Origin of the sequence: Luteolibacter ambystomatis, from assembly GCF_018137965.1 — a bacterium.
GTDB classification, from domain to species: Bacteria; Verrucomicrobiota; Verrucomicrobiia; order Verrucomicrobiales; family Akkermansiaceae; genus Luteolibacter; species Luteolibacter ambystomatis.
In genome coordinates, this window is sequence record NZ_CP073100.1 from 1,120,757 (window position 1) to 1,139,183 (window position 18,427).

At 62.4% G+C, this 18,427-nt stretch carries 9 protein-coding genes; 6 read left to right on the plus strand and 3 right to left on the minus strand.

From position 1 onward, the window contains the following. Positions 1-18 precede the first annotated feature (18 nt). Positions 19-3,270 (plus strand): beta strand repeat-containing protein, encoded by a 3,252-nt coding sequence (locus KBB96_RS04335; RefSeq protein WP_211632710.1) that lies wholly within the window; start codon positions 19-21, stop codon positions 3,268-3,270. Between the two features lie 75 nt (positions 3,271-3,345). On the opposite strand, the gene KBB96_RS04340 is transcribed toward KBB96_RS04335, so the two are convergent. Together KBB96_RS04340 and KBB96_RS04345 are read right to left on the minus strand one after the other, a co-directional pair. Beyond that, on the minus strand, positions 3,346-4,194 hold the full coding sequence (locus KBB96_RS04340; RefSeq protein WP_211632713.1) for a LamG domain-containing protein: 849 nt from the start codon (positions 4,192-4,194) through the stop codon (positions 3,346-3,348). 95 nt (positions 4,195-4,289) lie between these two features. Continuing rightward, positions 4,290-4,835, minus strand: coding sequence for a DUF6916 family protein (locus tag KBB96_RS04345; RefSeq protein ID WP_211632716.1), 546 nt, complete (start codon positions 4,833-4,835; stop codon positions 4,290-4,292). Between the two features lie 300 nt (positions 4,836-5,135). Between KBB96_RS04345 and KBB96_RS04350 the strand changes: the two genes are divergently transcribed. The 4 genes from KBB96_RS04350 (at position 5,136) to KBB96_RS04365 (ending at position 7,219) form a co-directional block, all read left to right on the plus strand. Next, positions 5,136-5,642, plus strand: coding sequence for a phage tail protein (locus KBB96_RS04350; protein WP_211632719.1), 507 nt, complete (start codon positions 5,136-5,138; stop codon positions 5,640-5,642). Positions 5,643-5,651: 9 nt separating this feature from the next. Then, positions 5,652-6,155 carry a phage tail protein gene (locus tag KBB96_RS04355; protein WP_211632721.1) on the plus strand — a complete coding sequence of 168 codons (504 nt, stop codon included), beginning with the start codon at positions 5,652-5,654 and terminating at the stop codon, positions 6,153-6,155. Between the two features lie 38 nt (positions 6,156-6,193). Further along, positions 6,194-6,721, plus strand: coding sequence for a phage tail protein (locus tag KBB96_RS04360; protein ID WP_211632723.1), 528 nt, complete (start codon positions 6,194-6,196; stop codon positions 6,719-6,721). Between the two features lie 84 nt (positions 6,722-6,805). Then, entirely contained in the window at positions 6,806-7,219 is a 414-nt protein-coding gene (locus KBB96_RS04365; protein WP_211632725.1) for a GNAT family N-acetyltransferase, read from the plus strand. On the opposite strand, the gene KBB96_RS04370 is transcribed toward KBB96_RS04365, so the two are convergent. After that, a complete protein-coding gene (locus tag KBB96_RS04370) occupies positions 7,212-7,511 on the minus strand; it encodes a DUF6916 family protein (RefSeq protein ID WP_211632727.1) in 300 nt (99 codons plus the stop codon). The genes KBB96_RS04365 and KBB96_RS04370 overlap by 8 nt on opposite strands. Before the next feature lie 280 nt (positions 7,512-7,791). Here KBB96_RS04370 and KBB96_RS04375 point away from each other — a divergent pair, with 280 nt between their 5' ends. Continuing rightward, positions 7,792-18,381 (plus strand): putative Ig domain-containing protein, encoded by a 10,590-nt coding sequence (locus KBB96_RS04375; RefSeq protein WP_211632729.1) that lies wholly within the window; start codon positions 7,792-7,794, stop codon positions 18,379-18,381. Positions 18,382-18,427 lie beyond the last annotated feature (46 nt).

The window sequence follows — 18,427 nt, forward strand, 5'->3', positions numbered from 1 at the left end:
GTTCGCATCTCCATCACTATGAAACCCAAGTTCAACCATTCGTTTTGTTTGCGCCTCGCGGCGATTTCCCTGTCCTTCTCCTGCATCACCCATGGCGCCAACCTGTGGGATGGCGGTGGCGCTGATGGAAACTGGAACACCCCTGCCAACTGGGACAATGATACTGTTCCAACTTCTCCTGCGGCATTGACCTTCGATGGCGGTGTCCAACTCACGAACAACAACAACCTCACCGGATTCACAGCGAACGGCCTGACCTTCAACGTGGGTGCGGGATCCTTTGTGATCGGAGGCAATGCGATTTCACTCGGTGGAGACATCGTGAACAATTCGGCGGCACTGCAGACGATCAATGCAGGCCTCACCCTCACCACCGCACGGACAGTGAATGCGGCTTCCGGCAATGTCACGCTGGGTGGTCCGGTGACGGGCACGTTCAGCCTGGCCAAGACGGGCACTGGAAAACTTACGCTTTCGGGCACGGGTGGAACTTCGCAACTGGCGGTCGGCAATAGTGCCGCCGGCGGCACGGCGGAGATCAGCGGTGGCGCATGGACGCAGGTCGGAACGATCACCAGTGTCGGGCTGATTGTGGGCACTGGCAACGGAGCTTCCGGAGCTCTGACCATCTCTGGTGGCACGCACACCTTCGGAGGAGATGCCTACGCCAACGCGGTTCGTATCGGCGTGGCCCAAGGAGCCGCTCAGACACCGACTGGCAGCATCACCGTGAGTGGTGGAACAGTAAAGATCGGCACGACCGGCGCTCTCGATGCCTCCGTGAATCTCGGCACCGCGATGAACACGGGCACCTCGAACGGGGCTCTCGTCATTTCGGGGGGAAGCGTGGAGGTGGGAAGGCGTGTTCTCGTTGCAGCGAATTCCACGACCAACACGGCTGTATTGACTCTTTCCGGATCCGGCACGTTGAACATGGTTCGCACCGGATCGAATGCGGAAGGGGATCTCGGTATGGTGCGCCTCGGAGCCGGAGGCAGCACCATCAATTTCGATGGAGGAACCTACATCGCCACCGGCTTGCACACCTCCACGGCGACCAATACCTCCACGATCAACTTCAACGGCACCGAGATCCGGGCCAATGCCTCGGGTGGCAATTTCGGCAATGGAGGCACCGCCAATTTCCGGGTGCAGGCGGGCGGCCTCATCTTCAACAGCAATGGCTTTGATTCGACGATCGCCAATCCACTGATCAACAGCCTCACCACCACCGGCAATCTCACCAAGAACGGTGCCGGAACCCTGACACTGACCGGTGCGAGCACCTTCACTGGTGCGCTCAACGTGAATGCGGGCACCTTGGCGCTGACCACCGGTACCGTGCCCGCGACAACGGCGGTCAATGTAGCTGCCGCCGCGAAATTCACGACGAACAACTCGACCACACGGACCTTCGGCGCCGTGACCCTTGGCAACGGTACGACTTGGGCCGGGTTGAATGCAGTACCGGTCGGATCGCCACAGGCCACCGTCACCGGCGCACTTGCGTTCGGGACCAGCGCGACCATCGGCATTTCGTCCTGGGGAGGGGTCTCCACGATTGGAACGGTGCAGGATGTGATCCAGGCGGGCTCGATCACAGGCAGCCCGGTGCTGACCGCGGATTTCGGCATCTCCCGTGTCACCGGCACGGCGGCCATCAATGGCAACAAGGTGCAGGTCACACTCACCGGCAGCGGAGCCAATCTGATCTGGAACAACGCGGCCGCGAACAACACGTGGGACCTCAATACCTCGGCGAATTTCCTCAACGGTGCCGCGAATGACGTGTTCAAGACTTTGGACAGCGTGACATTCGACGACTCTTCGGGAGCTGGTGCCAAGACGATCACCTTGAGCGGCACCTTGCAGCCGGCCGCCCTGACGGTGAACAATTCCAACGGCGACTACACCTTCAGTGGCGGTGCGATCAGTGGCGGCGCATCCTTGCTCAAATCGGGCTCTTCGATCCTGACCCTCACCAGCGGGAACAGCTACGCCGGTGGCACCACGATCAACGGTGGCATGCTGGTGAACAACGTGAGTGCCGCTCTCGGAACCGGAAACGTGACGCTGAACAACGCGGGATCGACGTTGAAGTTCAATGCGCACGATACCTTCGGACAGGCGGCCTCCAATCCAACCGTTGTGGTGACGGCCAACAGTGGTTCGATCGTCACCAACGGCAATACCTTCACCACCTTCGGCACGTTGAATTTGAATAGCTCGACTCTGACGTCAAACGGCGGGGCGAACGGCAACTACCAGGCTTTCAAGCTGCGGAACACGGTCAACGTGACCGGCAGTTCGGTCATCGATGTTTCCGCCAGCCCGGGCAATGCGAATACGGCCGTACATCTGGGAGCGGATACGAATGGAAGCCAGACCACCTTCAATGTCATCGGTGCATCCGACACGCTCACGGTTTCGGCGGTGCTGCGCAACGGTGTCACCGGCGGCAGCGGAACGGTGGTAACGGCTGGATTGATCAAGGCGGGCGCGGGCAAGCTCACGCTTTCCGCCACGAATACCTATGGGGGCGATACCACCGTGAATGCGGGAACGCTTTCGCTCGGCACCGCATCGTTGGCGGACACCGCGGATGTGCGCATCGCCTCCGGGGCCACCTTGGATCTCACCCATGCCGCCACGGATACCATCGATGAACTTTACATCGATGGCGTCCAGCAGGTGACAGGCACCTGGGGAGGACTGGCTTCCTCGGCGGTCCACAGGACCGCACGCATCACCGGCACTGGAATCCTCCAGATCACGACCGGACCGGCACCGCTGACCTATGCAACCTGGGCTTCAACACGAGGCCTCACGGCTGGAGTGAATGACGGCATCGCGAATGATCCGGATGGCGACGGGAAGAACAACCTCATCGAGTTCGCCTTCGATGGTCAGCCGTTGTCCGGAGTGGCCGCTACCAATATCATCGCCAAGGTCGGCGTGGTGGGTGGTGAGCACCTGCTTACGATCAGCCTGCCGGTGCGCGACGGCACGCTGTTTGGCAATCTCGGGGGAGGAGAGCTGGTTTCGAACGCGGTGGATGGCGTGATCTATCACATCCAGGGAACGATCGATCTGGTGGATTGGACCATGATCGGCGTCCAGGAGGTTACGGGGCCGGATGCCGGAGCCCTTCAAGCCGCCCTGCCAACTCCGGCTCCCGGCTGGACGAACCGCAGCTTCTGCGTTCCCGGATCGGATCCGACGCAGGGCAACCCGAAGGCCTTCATACGAGCCAAGGTGGAGAGCCCTTGAACTTTTGATTGGGTAGTAATGCAATGAGCAGAGCCGGAGGGGATACCCTCCGGTTCTCGCTTTTCATAGAGTCCGTTATTCCAAGGAATAGACCTTGTGCAATTCGCTCAGGGCAGTCGCGAGCTCCGCATTGGAGAGAGGCCGGTCGAAGATCATGAGGCGGGCGATCTCTCCATCGAAGGACTCGTGTCCCGGGTGCTGGATGGCGTCGCGTTCCTGGCCCACCGCCATCCGCGAGGGATTGGCCGCCGGCTCCACCGGGAAGTCGGCGGATGCCACCACGCCAAGGCGGTCCACAAAGAGTTCCAGCTTCACCGTTCCGGTGCCGCTACCCAGGCGTCCGGCGATGACATGGAACTTGCCCGGTTCGAGTTTCGGGCCGAGGACCTGCGGGTTGTTGGCATCGAAGCGTCCGAAGGTGCGACTGTTGCGGGTGCCGATCCAGAGGGTGTTGTTATCGTTGAAGCAGCCCCAGAGACCCTCGTATTTCTCACCATTGCGGAGATTGCCGAAGAAGGAGTTCACATCCTTGAGGCCGGTGCGCTGCGGATAGGTGGCGATCACTGCCAGCCAGGTGTGCCCGCTGCCGGTGGTGAGTTTGTCGAAGGCGTCCTCATCGAGACAGACGAGTTCCTGCTGCCTGAAGGAGAGGGCGGGTTTGCCACCGAGTGCGGGAAGCGCCGGGAGAAGCGTCGGCCGTCCCGAGCCCGGCTCCTTGCGGCCTTCGTCGCGCTGGACGAACACCTTGGCGGCAGGAGTGCCAGCCAGACTCGCCCATTGCGTCACGCGTTGCTGTGCATCGGCGGTGATACCCTTGGCGGCATCGAGATCGAGATCGAGGATCGGAGCGGCGGGCATTTCAGCCGCTGCCGACAGACACGGGCAGAGCGAGGCGAAAGAGGAGAGAAGGGAGAGGAGTTTCATCCCCGCAGACTACGTGGCGTCGTGGGACGAGTCGTCACAAAGCCCGTCTCCGATATCCGGATGTGGGCGGGAAGACGACGAATCCACGCATCTTCTCAGGCCTTCCGGGTGAAGGCGGCTTCGTATTGAAGCCTGGCGATGGTATTGCCGACGGGGGCCAGGAAGAGGTCCATCTCACCGAGTTGCGGATGGCGGATGTGGTAGATGCCTTCCGCGGCGGGCGAGCCTTTCGGCGCATCGAAGAGGATGGTGAAGGCGGTGTAGGCATTCGCATCGTTGTGGATGCGGGTTTCCGCGCTGACTTCGGAGAGGGTCATGTCCACCGTGCTGCTGCCGGTGAGGGACATGGAAAAACGGCTGTTCAGATGGGGGAGGAACCAGTCGCGTGAGAGGCGGTCCGGGACATTCGGAGCGGAAGCGAACGGGCTTTCCTCAACCGGTGTTTCCGCGGCATTGGACACTCGGGGTGCGGTGGTTTTGTTGCCGCCAGCAGCCGGAGCCGGAACGAACGCCATTTCGGGAGAGGTGAAAATACGCTTGAGGCCCACCGCGGTGGCGCAGGTCCCTGCAGCCAGAACCATCAGCACGTGACGCCGTTTGAAAGCCGGGGTGGGGGAATCGGTGCTTTTCGGAGCGTTCATTTGGCGTTCTGGCTGGAAAAAGACGTTCTTTTATGAAGCATGTGGCGGATTCCGGTCCGATGGACTCGAATCCGCACCGCCGGGTAGCGTGGAAGCCACCGAACGGCAACCGATTTCATACCCAATCCAAGTTTCAAATCCAGATCAAAATCGGACATAACTGTCACAAAACTGTTTTAGATTCCCATTCTGCCGAGATAATAAGTAAATGGTCATCGACAATGATTGACTCTTTTGGTCGATCCGATCTAACAGAACACATCCTGCTTCTACAGGTCCCCTCCAATCATCCACCCCACCATGGCTGAACCCTTCCTTTCAGAGATCCGGCTCATGAGCTTTTCTTACGCGCCCAAAGGTTGGGCGATGTGTAACGGACAGCTCCTGCCGATCAACCAGAACCAGGCGCTTTTCTCGCTGCTCGGCACCACCTATGGCGGCGACGGACGCGTCAATTTCGCGCTGCCGGATCTCCGCGGTCGTGTGCCGATCCACATGGGCCAGGGCTTCACGCTGGGCGAGCGCGGCGGCGAGCAGGCTCACACGATCTCAATCAGCGAGATGCCACAGCATCTTCACTTCCTGCAGGCTTCGAGCGTGGATGGCAACCAGCTGATCCCCGCGGGCAACCTGCTCGCCTCGACCCCGAGCAAGTTCTACTTCAATCCTCCGGATTCGAGCATCGCCACGATGTCGCCCGGAACGGTGTCGAGCATCGGTGGATCCCAGGCTCATATCAACATGCAGCCCTTCCTCACGCTGACCTTCTGTATCGCCCTCCAAGGTATCTTCCCATCCCAAAACTAATCACTCCCCATGGCTCAACCTTATGTAGGTGAAATCCGGATTTTCGCGGGAAATTTCGCCCCGGCAGGATGGGCGTTCTGCGAAGGACAGCTCCTCCCGATTTCCGAAAACGAGACGCTCTTCAACTTGATCGGCACCACCTATGGTGGCGATGGGGAGAGTACTTTCGCCCTTCCTGATCTGCGTGGCCGTGTGCCGCTTCATCAGGGAAGCGGGTTCATCCTTGCCGAGACCGGGGGCGTGGAGGAAGTCACTCTCACCGTCCAGCAGATCCCGGCCCACACCCATCCCGCGCTGTGCGACAATACCGTGGCGAACAGCACCGGAGCGGTGAACGCGATTCCCGCGCCTTCCAGCCTGTTCGACGGATTCCAGACCGAGGCCCCCACCACGCCGATGGCTCCGCAGTCGATCACGCCGGTTGGCGGCAGCCAGCCGCATACGAATTTCCAGCCATATCTCTGCCTGGATTTCATTATTTCGCTGTTCGGCATCTACCCGTCCCCGTCGTGATCTTCCGCACCCATCTTCAATCCTGATCCCTCACTACCATGGCTGATCCTTTTGTGGCGGAAATCCGCATTTTTCCTTTCAACTTCGCTCCGAAAGGGTGGGCGTTCTGTAACGGCCAATTGATGCCGATTTCCCAGAACACCGCCCTTTTCTCGTTGCTCGGCACCACCTATGGCGGTGACGGCAAAAGCACCTTCGCGCTGCCGGATGTGCAGGGCAACGTGCCGATGCATCCCGGCCAGGGCCCGGGCCTCTCCCTTCATGATCTGGGTGAGATGAGTGGCTCCCAATATGTCACGCTGCTCACCTCGGAGATCCCTCTCCACACCCATACGCTGATGTGCCTGGCGGCCCCGGCCGACACCGCATCTCCGGCTTCCGGTTCCTTTGCCCGCGTGGTAGGAGCCAGCCCGTATATCCAGCCGGCGGCGATGGGTAATCTCTCGACGATGGCTCCGCAGGCGCTCGCGCCGGCAGGCGGCAGTCTCCCTCACAACAACATGATGCCGTATTTGACCCTCAATTTCTGCATCGCGCTCCAAGGAGTCTTCCCGCCGCGAGGCTGAGGCTGCTTTATGGAGCAAACGGATATTCAGGTCCCCGTCGAGCTGCGCGAAGTCACCGCGGCCGACGGGGCTTTTCTTTTGGAGGTGTATGCCTCCACCCGGGCGGAGGAGCTGGCGCAGACCGGTTGGCCGGACGAGTTGAAGGCGGAATTCTGCCGGATGCAGTTCGAAGCTCAGGATGCCCACTATCGCACCTACTATCCCAACGCCCGTTTCACGGTGATCGTGCGGGGAGGGGAGCAGATGGGGCGGCTCTACGTGGATCGCTGGGAAAAGGAGATCCGCGTGATGGACATCGCCCTGCTGCCGTCATGCCGCGGAAGAGGGGCGGGAACTTTCCTGTTGAAGGAGTTGCAGACCGAGGCGCGGGATGCGGGGAAGGTCCTGAGCATCCACGTCGAGCGGTTCAATCCGGCGCTGCTGTGGTACCAGCGGCTGGGTTTTCAAGTGGTTGAAGAGAAGAATGTATATCTCCTCCTTAACTGGAATCCTAGTTGAAAACCGCTTCCAATTCCGTGCCTTCGGAGGTGGCGGAGTTTTGAGTGAGAAAGATTTCGAATGTGCCCAGTTCCGGATGCGTGAGTTGGTAGATCCGCTGTGGCACGCGCAAGCCCGGAGAGCCGCGGAAGGAGAGTGAGAAGGGATTGCGTTTTGCATCCGGACGCCGGTGGCCGAGATCGCGAACCGACTCGAGCACCAGCGGATAAACGCGGCCTTCCTCTAGGATTTCAAAGGTTTCTCCCACGTGCGGAAGGAAGAGATTCTGATCGAGTTCGTTCAGCGGGATCACGGTTTTGGTAGTGGCAGGAATGGAGGGAACGCGCAAAGGAATTGCGTGCTTGGGGAATGTTTTTGCGACCGGCGGAGAGGGTGGAATCACGCGATCGTGCGGGGTCCTGTGACGAAATGGTCAGGGGGGGAGGACTGGAGTCGTTATGGCGGAGGTATAAACATTTTTTCCCCAAAGAGATTGCTCCTTGTGTCCGGCTTAGTTAAACATCGCCGCGAACGTGGGCTCCGTCCCACGGTTCTAACATCCCTTCTCCCCAAGAATTCCCTCGTCGCCCGCCATGACCCCGATGCTTCGCCTTCCCCGTGCTGCAGTCCTATCCGCGATCGCAGCCCTTACCGTCCCGGGCTTGGTTGGCACGCTTCACGCGGCTCCCGTGGTTTCCGCCACCAAGGACGATGGCGTGCCCCAGACGACACGGAAGAAGCCCGGTGAAACGATCACCTACACCAACACGATCACCAACAGCGGCGACGCGACGGCAAACGGCGTTTCTTTTTCCGATCCGGATGTCCCCGGTACCACATTGAGCGTTTCTCCGAAGGTGACTCCGATTGCCTTTGATGATGCCTACACGCTCGAAGGCAACACGCCGCTGGCGGTGAACGCCGCGGCGGGTGTGCTGGCGAACGATTCCGACCCGGATGGCACGCAGGCGGGACTTACCGCGGTGGGTCTTGATGTGACGGGCACCCAGGGGGCGGTCGTTCTGAATGCCGATGGTTCGTTCACTTTCACTCCGAATGTCGGCTACTCGGGTACGACCTCTTTCAAGTATCTGGCGCACGATCCGCAGGGACTCGACAGTTTGGTCACCGGCACGGTGACGTTGACGGTGACGGCTCCGATCTGGTGGGTGAACAGCGCGGCTGCGGGAGGTGGTAACGGCACCTACGATCTTCCGTTCCAGACGGTGGCCGCCGCAAGCACCGCGCACCAGGCCAACCAGAAGGTTTTCGTTTATGAAAGCGGAACTGCCTACACTTCCGGAATCACGCTGAAGAACGGTGCGATCCTGATCGGTGAAGGGGACGGGATCACTGTCAATGGCATCACCATTGCCGCGGGCACCGCTCCGACCATCAACAATTCCGGTGGCACGGTAGTCACTCTCGGCACCGGGAACACCATCAAGGGTGTCATTCTCGGAACTTCGAATCTGGCACTCTCCGGAGCTTCTTACGGAACGCTGACCGTTTCCAACACCACGATCAACAACTCCGCCGGTGCGGCGATCTCGCTGAACGGTGGCGGTGGTACGCTGGTCTTCATGAGTGTGACCTCTGGTGGCGGCACCAATGGCGTGTCGCTGACGAGTCTCACCGGTGGCAGCGTGACGATCAACGGCGGTGCGATCTCCGGTGCGTCCGGCGCCGCATTTTCGATTTCCGGTGGTCTTGAAACGACCACCTACAACGGCACGATCACTCAGAACAACGCCGCCGCCGCGGTTTCGGTGATCAACCGCAACAGCGGTTCTCCAGGAGCGGTCAGCTTCGGTGGTGCCATCACCGCGAGTTCCTCAACCGCCACGGCGATCAACCTCACCGGCAACTCCAACGGCACGGTGGCGTTCACCGGCGGTCTGGATCTGACCACCACCAGCGGCGTCGGCTTCAATGCCACCGGTGGCGGCACGGTGTCCGCGACCCAGAACAACTCGACGATCGTCAACAAGATCACAACCCAGACCGGCACCGCTCTGAATGTGGCGAACACCAACATCGGAGCGTCGAATCTCACTTTCCGCAGCATCAATGCCGGCACGGCGGGGAGTGGTCCTGCGAACGGCATCGTGCTGAACGCCACCGGCACCAACGGTGGTCTCACCGTCACGGGGTTGAGCAATGCCCTCGCCAGCGGCGGCACGATCCAGAAGACCACCGGTACCGCGGTCGCATTGACCAGCACCAAGAATCTGAGCCTGGCCTGCATGGACATCAAGACCAGCAGCACCTTCGGCATCCAGGCCGGCACCATCGGTGGCAGTTCCACCACAGGCGGGGTGAACGGCCTCACGCTCGACCGCTGCCGCATCACCGCCAATGGCACGACCAATACCCACGACGGTGTCCAGCTCTACGACCTTTCCGGCGCGGTTACCTTCAACCTCACCAATGTCACCGGTTCACAGGTCAACAACGTGCGGATCACGAACCGCAGCACCGAGACGATCTCGAACCTGACGGTGACGAATTGCGATTTCTCGACCAACAACGCGACCAACGGCAATACGCTTTTCCTATTGGAAATCCACGGCGGCACGCTGACCACCGGCAACATCTCGAATAGCACGTTCTCCGGCAGCAAAGGCACCGGTCTGAATATCACCACCGCCAATGCGGGGACGAGCAGCGGCACCATCAGCAACCTCGTGGTCGGTGGTGCTGTCGGAAGCGGCAACACCTTCTCGAACAGCAACAATCACATCGACATCGACACCAGCCAGGATTCGAACCTGACGGTGAAGGTGCAGAACAACGGTTCGGCCGGTACGCCAATGACCGGAAGCGCCTCGCACGCCATCAACTTCTTCACCGCCCCTGCGACCACCTCCGGCTCGCTCAATGCCCGCGTGGAAGGAAACTACGTCGGCAACGTCGGTTCGGCGGGATCCGGTTCGACGACCGGCAACGGCATCCGCGTCAACATGAACGGCGCCACCAATTCGAAGGTGCTGCTCAACGGCAACATGGTGCGCCAGTGCCCGAACGGCCGCGGTATCGAAGTGATCGGCCGCAATGGCAGCGGCAACCTCGACGTCACCCTGACCAACAACGACTGCAATCCGAACGATACCAGCGGCTTCCCGCTGGCCGGTATTTTCGTCCAGTCCCATGAAACGGCGGTCGGATCTTCGACCCACTTCAAGGTCCGCTCGGATATCCGCGGCAACACGGTGCCCGCGGGAGTTCCCTCCGGAGAACTGGTGGGCGGATACATCGCTCTATTGGAAAGCCAGGCTTCCGGCAATAGCTCGCAGCATGAACTTGTGGGCAGCGGAGCCACCACGAGTGCTTATCTGGCTGCAAACAACACTGGAAGCGCCGCTGCGAACGCGGGTGTTTCCTTCATTGCCGGTCCGATCAATACGCCGCCGCTGTTGTTCGCCCAGGGTGGCGTGGAGCACTCGGTGGAAGCGGATGTTTCCCCGGTCGTCGCCGCTGCGGACACCGCAGCGCCTGTGATCGTGAATACGGTTCGGGCTCCGGTTTCCGCCGCCGCTGCCACGCAGCGGACGAGGACAGTGCTTGAGCAGTCCCAGCTCGACTCGCTGGTTGCCGCCGCGACCAAGCGTTGGGAAGCTTCGGGATTGACCCTCGAGCAGAAGGTGATCCTGAAGGGACTTGCTTTCGAGGCCTCGGATCTGCCGGGCGCCCGTCTTGGTGAAGCCGGTGGCAATCTCATCCGCGTCGGACGCGATCCGGGTGGCGATGGCTGGTTCATCGACCCGTCCCCGATGAGTGACGAAGCCTTCTCTTCCGAAGTGATCGGCACCCGCCGTTACACCGCTCCGGATCATGCCGCAGCGGGCCGCATCGACCTGCTCACCACGCTGATGCATGAAATGGGGCACGCCCTTGGCTTGGAAGACTCCTATGCCGCGGCGGATCGTGACAATCTGATGTATGGCTTCCTCACCAAAGGTGAGCGCCGTCTGCCGGCCGTGGGTCAGGCGATCGGTGCCAAGCCGCACGAGGACGGTGTCTCGCACTTCCTCACTTCTTCGGTTTCCATCGGTGCTCTGCCCGCAGGCAAGAAGGTGGCGGTCATCTACAGCGTCACCGTGGATGCAGGGATTTCGACTTCCTCGATCAGCAGCCAGGGTTCGGTGTCGGGTAGCAATTTCGCGACGGCCAGCACGCAGGACACGGGAGTCGGTTCTCCCGGTTCGGGACCAACGGTTACTTTGATCGGTGTTCCACCGGTGATCACCAGCGCGAATGCCACGACCTTCAAGGTTGGCACGGCCGGCTCGTTCTCCTTCACAGCTACGGGCATCCCGGGTCCGATCACGTTTTCGACTCTCAGCACGCTTCCATCCGGTGTGACCCTTGCCTCGAATGGCACGCTGTCCGGCACCCCGGCGGCGGGTTCAGGCGGCGTTTACACGCTCTCGGTGACTGCTACCAATGCGGTTTCTCCGGACGCGACCCAGACCTTCACCCTCACGGTGAACGAGGCTCCGGTGATCACCAGCGCGAACAGCACGACTTTCACGGCAGGGTCCGCAGGCACCTTCACCGTTACGACCGGCCATATCTATCCGACTGCGGTGACCCTGTCTTCCACCGGCACTCTGCCGAGCGGAGTGACCTTCACCGATAATGGCAATGGCACCGCCACGCTGGCGGGCACTCCCTCTGCGTCCGCAGGTGGCAGCTATCCGCTGAGCATTACGGCGAACAACGGGATCACTCCGAATGGAACACAGTCCTTCACGCTCACGGTCAACCAGGCTCCGGCGATCACTTCCGCGAATGCCACCACCTTCACGGTCGGTTCGGCGGGCAGCTTCACGGTGACTACCACCGGCTTCCCGAATGCCGCCATCAGCAAAACCGGCACCCTGCCGGGCGGCGTGACCCTGACCGACAATGGCAATGGCACCGCGACACTCTCGGGCACTCCGAACGCGGGGACTGGCGGCACCTATTCTCTGACCATTTCCGCCAGCAACGGCGTGGGTTCCACCGCCAACCAGAGCTTCACGCTGACGGTCAACCAAGCTCCGGCCATCACCTCGGCGAATGCTACTGCGTTCTCCGTAGGTAGTGCGGGTTCCTTCACGGTGACCACCACCGGCTTCCCGAGCGGTGCGACGATGGTGATTGGTGGAACCGGGACGCTGCCGTCCGGCGTGACCTTCGTGGACAATGGCAATGGCACCGCGACCTTGTCCGGCACTCCCGCCGCTGCCACGGGCGGCACCTATCCCCTGACCATCACCGCGAACAATGGTGTCGGCACGCAGGCCAGCCAGTCCTTCACGCTCACGGTCAACCAGGCTCCCGCGATCACCTCCGCGGACAACACGGCATTCACCGCCACGATCGCGGGTTCCTTCACGGTGACCACCACCGGTTTCCCGAGCGGCGCGACGATGGTGATCGGTGAAACCGGTTCGCTGCCGTCCGGCGTGACCTTCGTGGACAACCACGACGGCACGGCGACCCTGTCCGGCACGCCGGGCAGCCTCACCGCGGGCACTTATCCGCTGACCATCACGGCGAACAACGGCGTGAGCCCGGCTGCCAGCCAGAGCTTCACATTGCTGGTCAAGCCGCCGGTCGATCACTTCACGGTGTCCGCTCCGGCCAATGCCACCGCAGGCACCGCCGTGAATGTCACGGTGACCGCATTGGATGCTTCCAATGCGCCCGTCCCGAACTACCAGGGCACGGTCCACTTCACCAGCACGGACGTCCAGGCGGGTCTGCCTGCCAACTACACCTTCACCGCCGGTGACAATGGCTCTCACACCTTCAGCGTCACGCTGAAGACCGCTGGCACGCAGACGGTTTCGGTGAATGACACCGTCACCACCTCCGCTGCCGGCACCAGCGGCAACATCACGGTGGGCGCCGGTGCGGATGCGAAGCTGGTCTTCGTCGTGCAGCCGTCCACCACGGTGGCCGGTGTCGCTATCAGCCCGGCGGTGACCGTTCAGGTTCAGGACGCCTATGGTAACAACACTACCGGCACCCCGAATGTGACCGTCGCCCTCGGCAATGCCGGAGTGGCCACGCTTGGCGGCACGTTGACCAATGCGGCTGTCGGTGGCGTTGCGACCTTCAACAACCTGACCGTCGACAAGGTCGGCACCACTTACAATCTCGGTGCGACCTCGGGTGCCCTGACCGGTGCGACCAGCAACAACTTCACGATCACCCCGGCGGCAGCGACCCACTACGCGGTCTCCGCTCCGGGCAGCGCCACGGCCGGCACGGCCTTCAACGTCACGGTGACGGCGCTCGATGCCTTCAACAACACCGCCACCGGCTATGCGGGCACGGTTCACTTCACCAGCAGCGACGCAGCGGCCACGCTTCCGGCGGACGGCACGCTGACCAGCGGTGTGGGCACCTTCAGCGCCACGCTGAAGACCGCGGGCAGCCGCACGATCACGGCGACCGACACGGTCACCGGTTCCATCACCGGCACCAGCAACTCGATCACGGTCGGCGCGGGTGCGGATGCGAAGCTCGTCTTCGTCCAGCAGCCGTCCACCACGGTAGCGGGTGTTTCGATCACTCCGGCAGTGACGGTGCAGATCCAGGATACCTTCGGCAACCCGACCGCCAGCACCTCGAACGTGACGGTGGCTCTTGGCAACGCGGGCAGCGCCACGCTCTCCGGCACGCTGACCAAGGCCGCGGTGGCAGGTGTGGCCACGTTCAACAACCTGAGCGTCGACAAGGTCGGCACCACCTACAATCTGGGTGCCACCTCGGGTGCCCTGACCGGTGCGACCAGCAACAACTTCACGATCACTCCGGCGGCTGCCACCCACTACACGGTGTCCGCTCCGGGCAGCGCGACCGCTGGCACGGCCTTCAACGTGACGGTGACGGCGCTCGATGCCTTCAACAACACCGCCACCGGCTATGCGGGCACGGTTCACTTCACCAGCAGCGACGCAGCGGCCACGCTTCCGGCGGACGGCACGCTGACTAGCGGTGTGGGCACCTTCAGCGCCACGCTGAGAACCGCGGGCAGCCGCACGATCACGGCGACCGACACGGTCACCGGTTCGATCACTGGCACTTCCTCAGGTATCACCGTGACGGCGGGAGCGGATGCGAAGCTCGCCTTCGTCCAGCAGCCCTCCACCACGGTAGCGGGTGTTTCGATCACCCCGGTGGTGACGGTGCAGATCCAGGACACCTTCGGCAACCCGACCGCCAGCACGGCGAACGTCACGGTGGCCCTCGGCAACGCGGGCGGTGCCACGCTTTCCGGCACGCTGACCAAGGCGGCGGTGGCGGGTGTGGCCACGTTCAACAACCTGAGCGTCGACAAGGTCGGGACCACCTACAATTTGGGTGCCACCTCGGGTGCCCTGACCGGTGCGACCAGCAACAACTTCACGATCACTCCGGCGGCTGCCACCCACTACACGGTCTCCGCTCCGGGCAGCGCCACGGCAGGCACGGCCTTCAACGTCACGGTGACGGCTCTCGACCAGTTCAACAATACCGCCACCGGCTATGCGGGCACGGTTCACTTCACCAGCAGCGATGCAGCAGCCACGCTTCCGGCGGATACCACGTTGACCAGCGGTGTGGGCACCTTCAGCGCCACGCTGAGAACCGCGGGCAGCCGCACAATCACGGCGACCGACACGGTCACCGGTTCCATCACCGGCACCTCCGCTTCGATCACAGTCAACCCGGCGGCAGCGACCCACTATGCGGTGTCCGCTCCGGGCAGCGCGACGGCAGGCACGGCCTTCAACGTGACGGTGACGGCTCTTGACCAGTTCAACAACACGGCCACCGGCTACGCGGGCACGGTTCACTTCACCAGCAGCGATGCCCAGGCGGTTCTCCCCGCGAACAGCACACTGACCAGCGGTGTGGGCACCTTCAGCGCCACGCTGAAGACCGCGGGTAGCCGCACGATCACGGCGACCGACACGGTCACCGGCTCCATCACCGGCACGTCCGCTGGCATCACTGTAACGGCGGGCGCGGATGCGAAGCTGGTCTTCGTCCAGCAGCCATCGACCACGGTGGCGGGTGTCTCGATCGCTCCGGCGGTGACGGTGCAGATCCAGGATACCTTCGGCAACCCGACCTCCAGCACCTCGAACGTGACGGTGGCTCTCGGCAACGCGGGTGGTGCCACGCTTTCCGGCACGCTGACCAAGGCGGCGGTCGCGGGCGTGGCCACGTTCAACAACCTGAGCGTGGACAAGGTCGGCACCACCTACAATCTCGGTGCCACCTCGGGTGCCCTGACTGGTGCGACGAGCAACAACTTCACGATCACTCCGGCGGCGGCGACCCACTACACGGTGTCCGCTCCGGCGAATGCCACGGCTGGCACGGCCTTCAACGTGACGGTGACGGCGCTCGACCAATTCAACAACACGGCCACCGGCTACGCGGGCACGGTTCACTTCACCAGTAGCGATGCTCCGGCCACGCTTCCGGCCAACAGCACGTTGACCAATGGTGTTGGCACCTTCAGCGCCACCCTGAAGACCGGCGGTAATCAGACCATCACGGCGACCGATACGGTCACCAGTTCGATCACCGGCACCAGTGGCAACATCAACGTTGATCCTCGTTCCGATCTGGCCGTGACCGTCACGGACTCCCCCGATCCGGTGTTTGCGGGCAACAACATCACCTACACGATCAACGTCGTGAACAACGGTCCAAGCGCGGCGGCGTCCGTCTCGCTGTCAGACACCTTGCCTGCCGGAACGACCTTCGTGTCCTTCACCGCTCCGGGCGGATGGACGCCTTCGACTCCGGCTATCAATGGTACCGGTACGGTGACCGTGACCAAGTCCAGCGTAGCCCCGGCGGAAACCGCGAGCTTCACGCTTGTCGTCAAGGTGGCGGCCTCCGTGTTGAGTGGCACCGTGATCAGCGACACCGCGAGCATCACGACCAGCACCACCGAGCTCAATACCGGCAACAATTCCGCGACCACCACCACCACGGTGACGGCCAACGCCGACCTCGCGGTGACGGTGACGGATGCTCCGGATCCGGTGACCGCAGGACAGAACCTCACCTACACGATCAGCTATGCGAACGCCGGTCCGAGCGACGCCGCCACCGTAACGGTGAGCGATACGCTTCCGGCTGGAACGACCTTCGTGTCCTCCACTTCTCCGGGCGGATGGTCGGCCACGACTCCGGTGGTGGGCAGCGCGGGCACCGTGACCTTCACTTCGGCGAGCATCGCCAGTGGTGGTTCCGGTTTGTTCACCATCGTCGTGAAGGTGGCACCCAGTGTCGCCTCCGGCACGGTGATCTCCAACACCGCGACCATCACTTCGGCCTCCACCGATCCGAATTCCGGCAACAACAGCGCCACCGCGACCACCACCGTTACCCGTTCCGCGGATCTGGCCCTCACCGCCACGGCCACGCCGGACCCGGTGAATGCCACCCAGAACGCGACCTACACGATTGATGTGATCAACAACGGTCCAAGCGATGCGGCCAATGCCCTCGTCACCTTCCCGTTCCCGGCGAATGTGACCTTCGTGTCCGCCTCGACTCCGGCGGGCTGGACGAAGACCTCCACGAACAATGTGGGGGATGCCACCGGCACGGTGACCTACACCGCTACCTCGGTCGCAGCCTCCGCCACCGCGCAATTCGTGGTCGTGCTGAAGGTGAACGCCACCGCGCCGAACAACTCGCACTTGGACAACACCATCACGGTGAGCGCTGTGACGACCGATCCGACTCCCGGCAACAACAGCGCCTCCCCGAGTCCGCTGGTGAAGAGCGGTGCCGATCTGGCCATCAGCGGTAGCGCTTCCACCCCGGCGGTTGCGGGTTCTGACATTACCTACACCTTCACCGCGACCAACAACGGCCCGCTTGATGCGGACAGCGCCGTGGTGACCAGCGTGCTGCCGGTGGGAACGACCTTCGTGTCCGCGGTCACGCCTTCCGGCTGGACCCTTGCTGGTTCCTCCCCGGCGGTGGGATCGAATGGCACGGTAACCTTCACCCGTCCGCTGCTCGCGAACGGTGCCACGGCGGACTTCACGGTCGTCGCCCACATCAATGCGAATGTCGCTTCCGGCACCGCGCTCCATAATGGCATCGCGGCGGCGTCCTCCACGTTGGACATCTTCCCGCTGAACAGCAGCGCGAGCCTCGATTCCACGGTCGTCACCCGCGCTGACCTGGCAGTGACGCTCGTTGGGGCTCCGGATCCGGTGCTGGCCAATGACAATCTCACTTACACCATCACCGTGGCCAACAACGGTCCGAGCGATGCCACGGGTGTGAGTGTCAGCCTGCCACTGGCTTCCTCGACCACGTTCACGTCCGCCACCGGTGCCGGTTGGTCGATTTCTTCTCCTGCGGTTGACAGCACCGGCACGGTGACCTTCTCCGGCGGTGCGATCACCCACGGCTCGTCCGCCATCCTCACGGTGGTGACGACGGTGGCGAGCGGCACTTCGAATGGCAGCACCATCTCTGCCACGGCGACCGCCAGCGGAGGCAGCGATCTCGATCCGAACCTGGGCAACAACAGTGCCACCGAAACGGTGGAGGTGGGCACGGTCGACCCGACCGTCCTCCAGCTTGCCACCACGGGCACGCTCAACCGCCAGACCGGTTTGTTCGAACTGAATGTGAAGGTGACGAATACCACGCCGCATGCGATCAATGGCTTCCGCCTGCATGTGGACTACAGCGCCTATCTGGCGGCCTTCCCGAGCCTGCGCTTGTGGAATGCGACCAGCCTCACGCCGTCCCCCTATGTGGACTATCCGTATCCGGTGGCGATCGATGGCGTGGTGAATGTGAAGCTCGTCTTCTACACCAGCACCCGCACCTTCCCGGTCCAGTTCAGCCCGATCCTCACGGTCGAGAAGCTGCCGACCTCCCAGACCTCCGACACGAATGGTGCGGGCGTCCAGGCTACTGCGAAGAAGCTGCTGGATGGCACGGTGCTGATCGAATTCCCGTCCGTGGTGGGTCACTGGTACCGCGTCCGCTACAGTTCGGACATGGTTCACTGGAACGACTGCCCGGTGCCGCTCCAGGCCGGTGGCAGCAAGACCCAGTGGATCGACAGCGGTGCGCCGTTCACGAACATCTCGCCGGCCGATCCGTCCGTCACCAGCCGCTTCTACATCGTGAACGAAATCCCCGCTCCGTAAGCGGAGACGGTCCTTGTCCTTCCTGATCGTCGAAAACCGACCTCCC

Coding starts and splice junctions, on each gene's coding strand:
- KBB96_RS04355 (WP_211632721.1), top strand. CDS start 5,652: ATGGCTCAACCTTATGTAGGTGAAATCCGGATTTTCGCGGGAAATTTC.
- KBB96_RS04345 (WP_211632716.1), bottom strand. CDS start 4,835: ATGAACGCTCCGAAAAGCACCGATTCCCCCACCCCGGCTTTCAAACGG.
- KBB96_RS04375 (WP_211632729.1), top strand. CDS start 7,792: ATGACCCCGATGCTTCGCCTTCCCCGTGCTGCAGTCCTATCCGCGATC.
- KBB96_RS04350 (WP_211632719.1), top strand. CDS start 5,136: ATGGCTGAACCCTTCCTTTCAGAGATCCGGCTCATGAGCTTTTCTTAC.
- KBB96_RS04335 (WP_211632710.1), top strand. CDS start 19: ATGAAACCCAAGTTCAACCATTCGTTTTGTTTGCGCCTCGCGGCGATT.
- KBB96_RS04360 (WP_211632723.1), top strand. CDS start 6,194: ATGGCTGATCCTTTTGTGGCGGAAATCCGCATTTTTCCTTTCAACTTC.
- KBB96_RS04340 (WP_211632713.1), bottom strand. CDS start 4,194: ATGAAACTCCTCTCCCTTCTCTCCTCTTTCGCCTCGCTCTGCCCGTGT.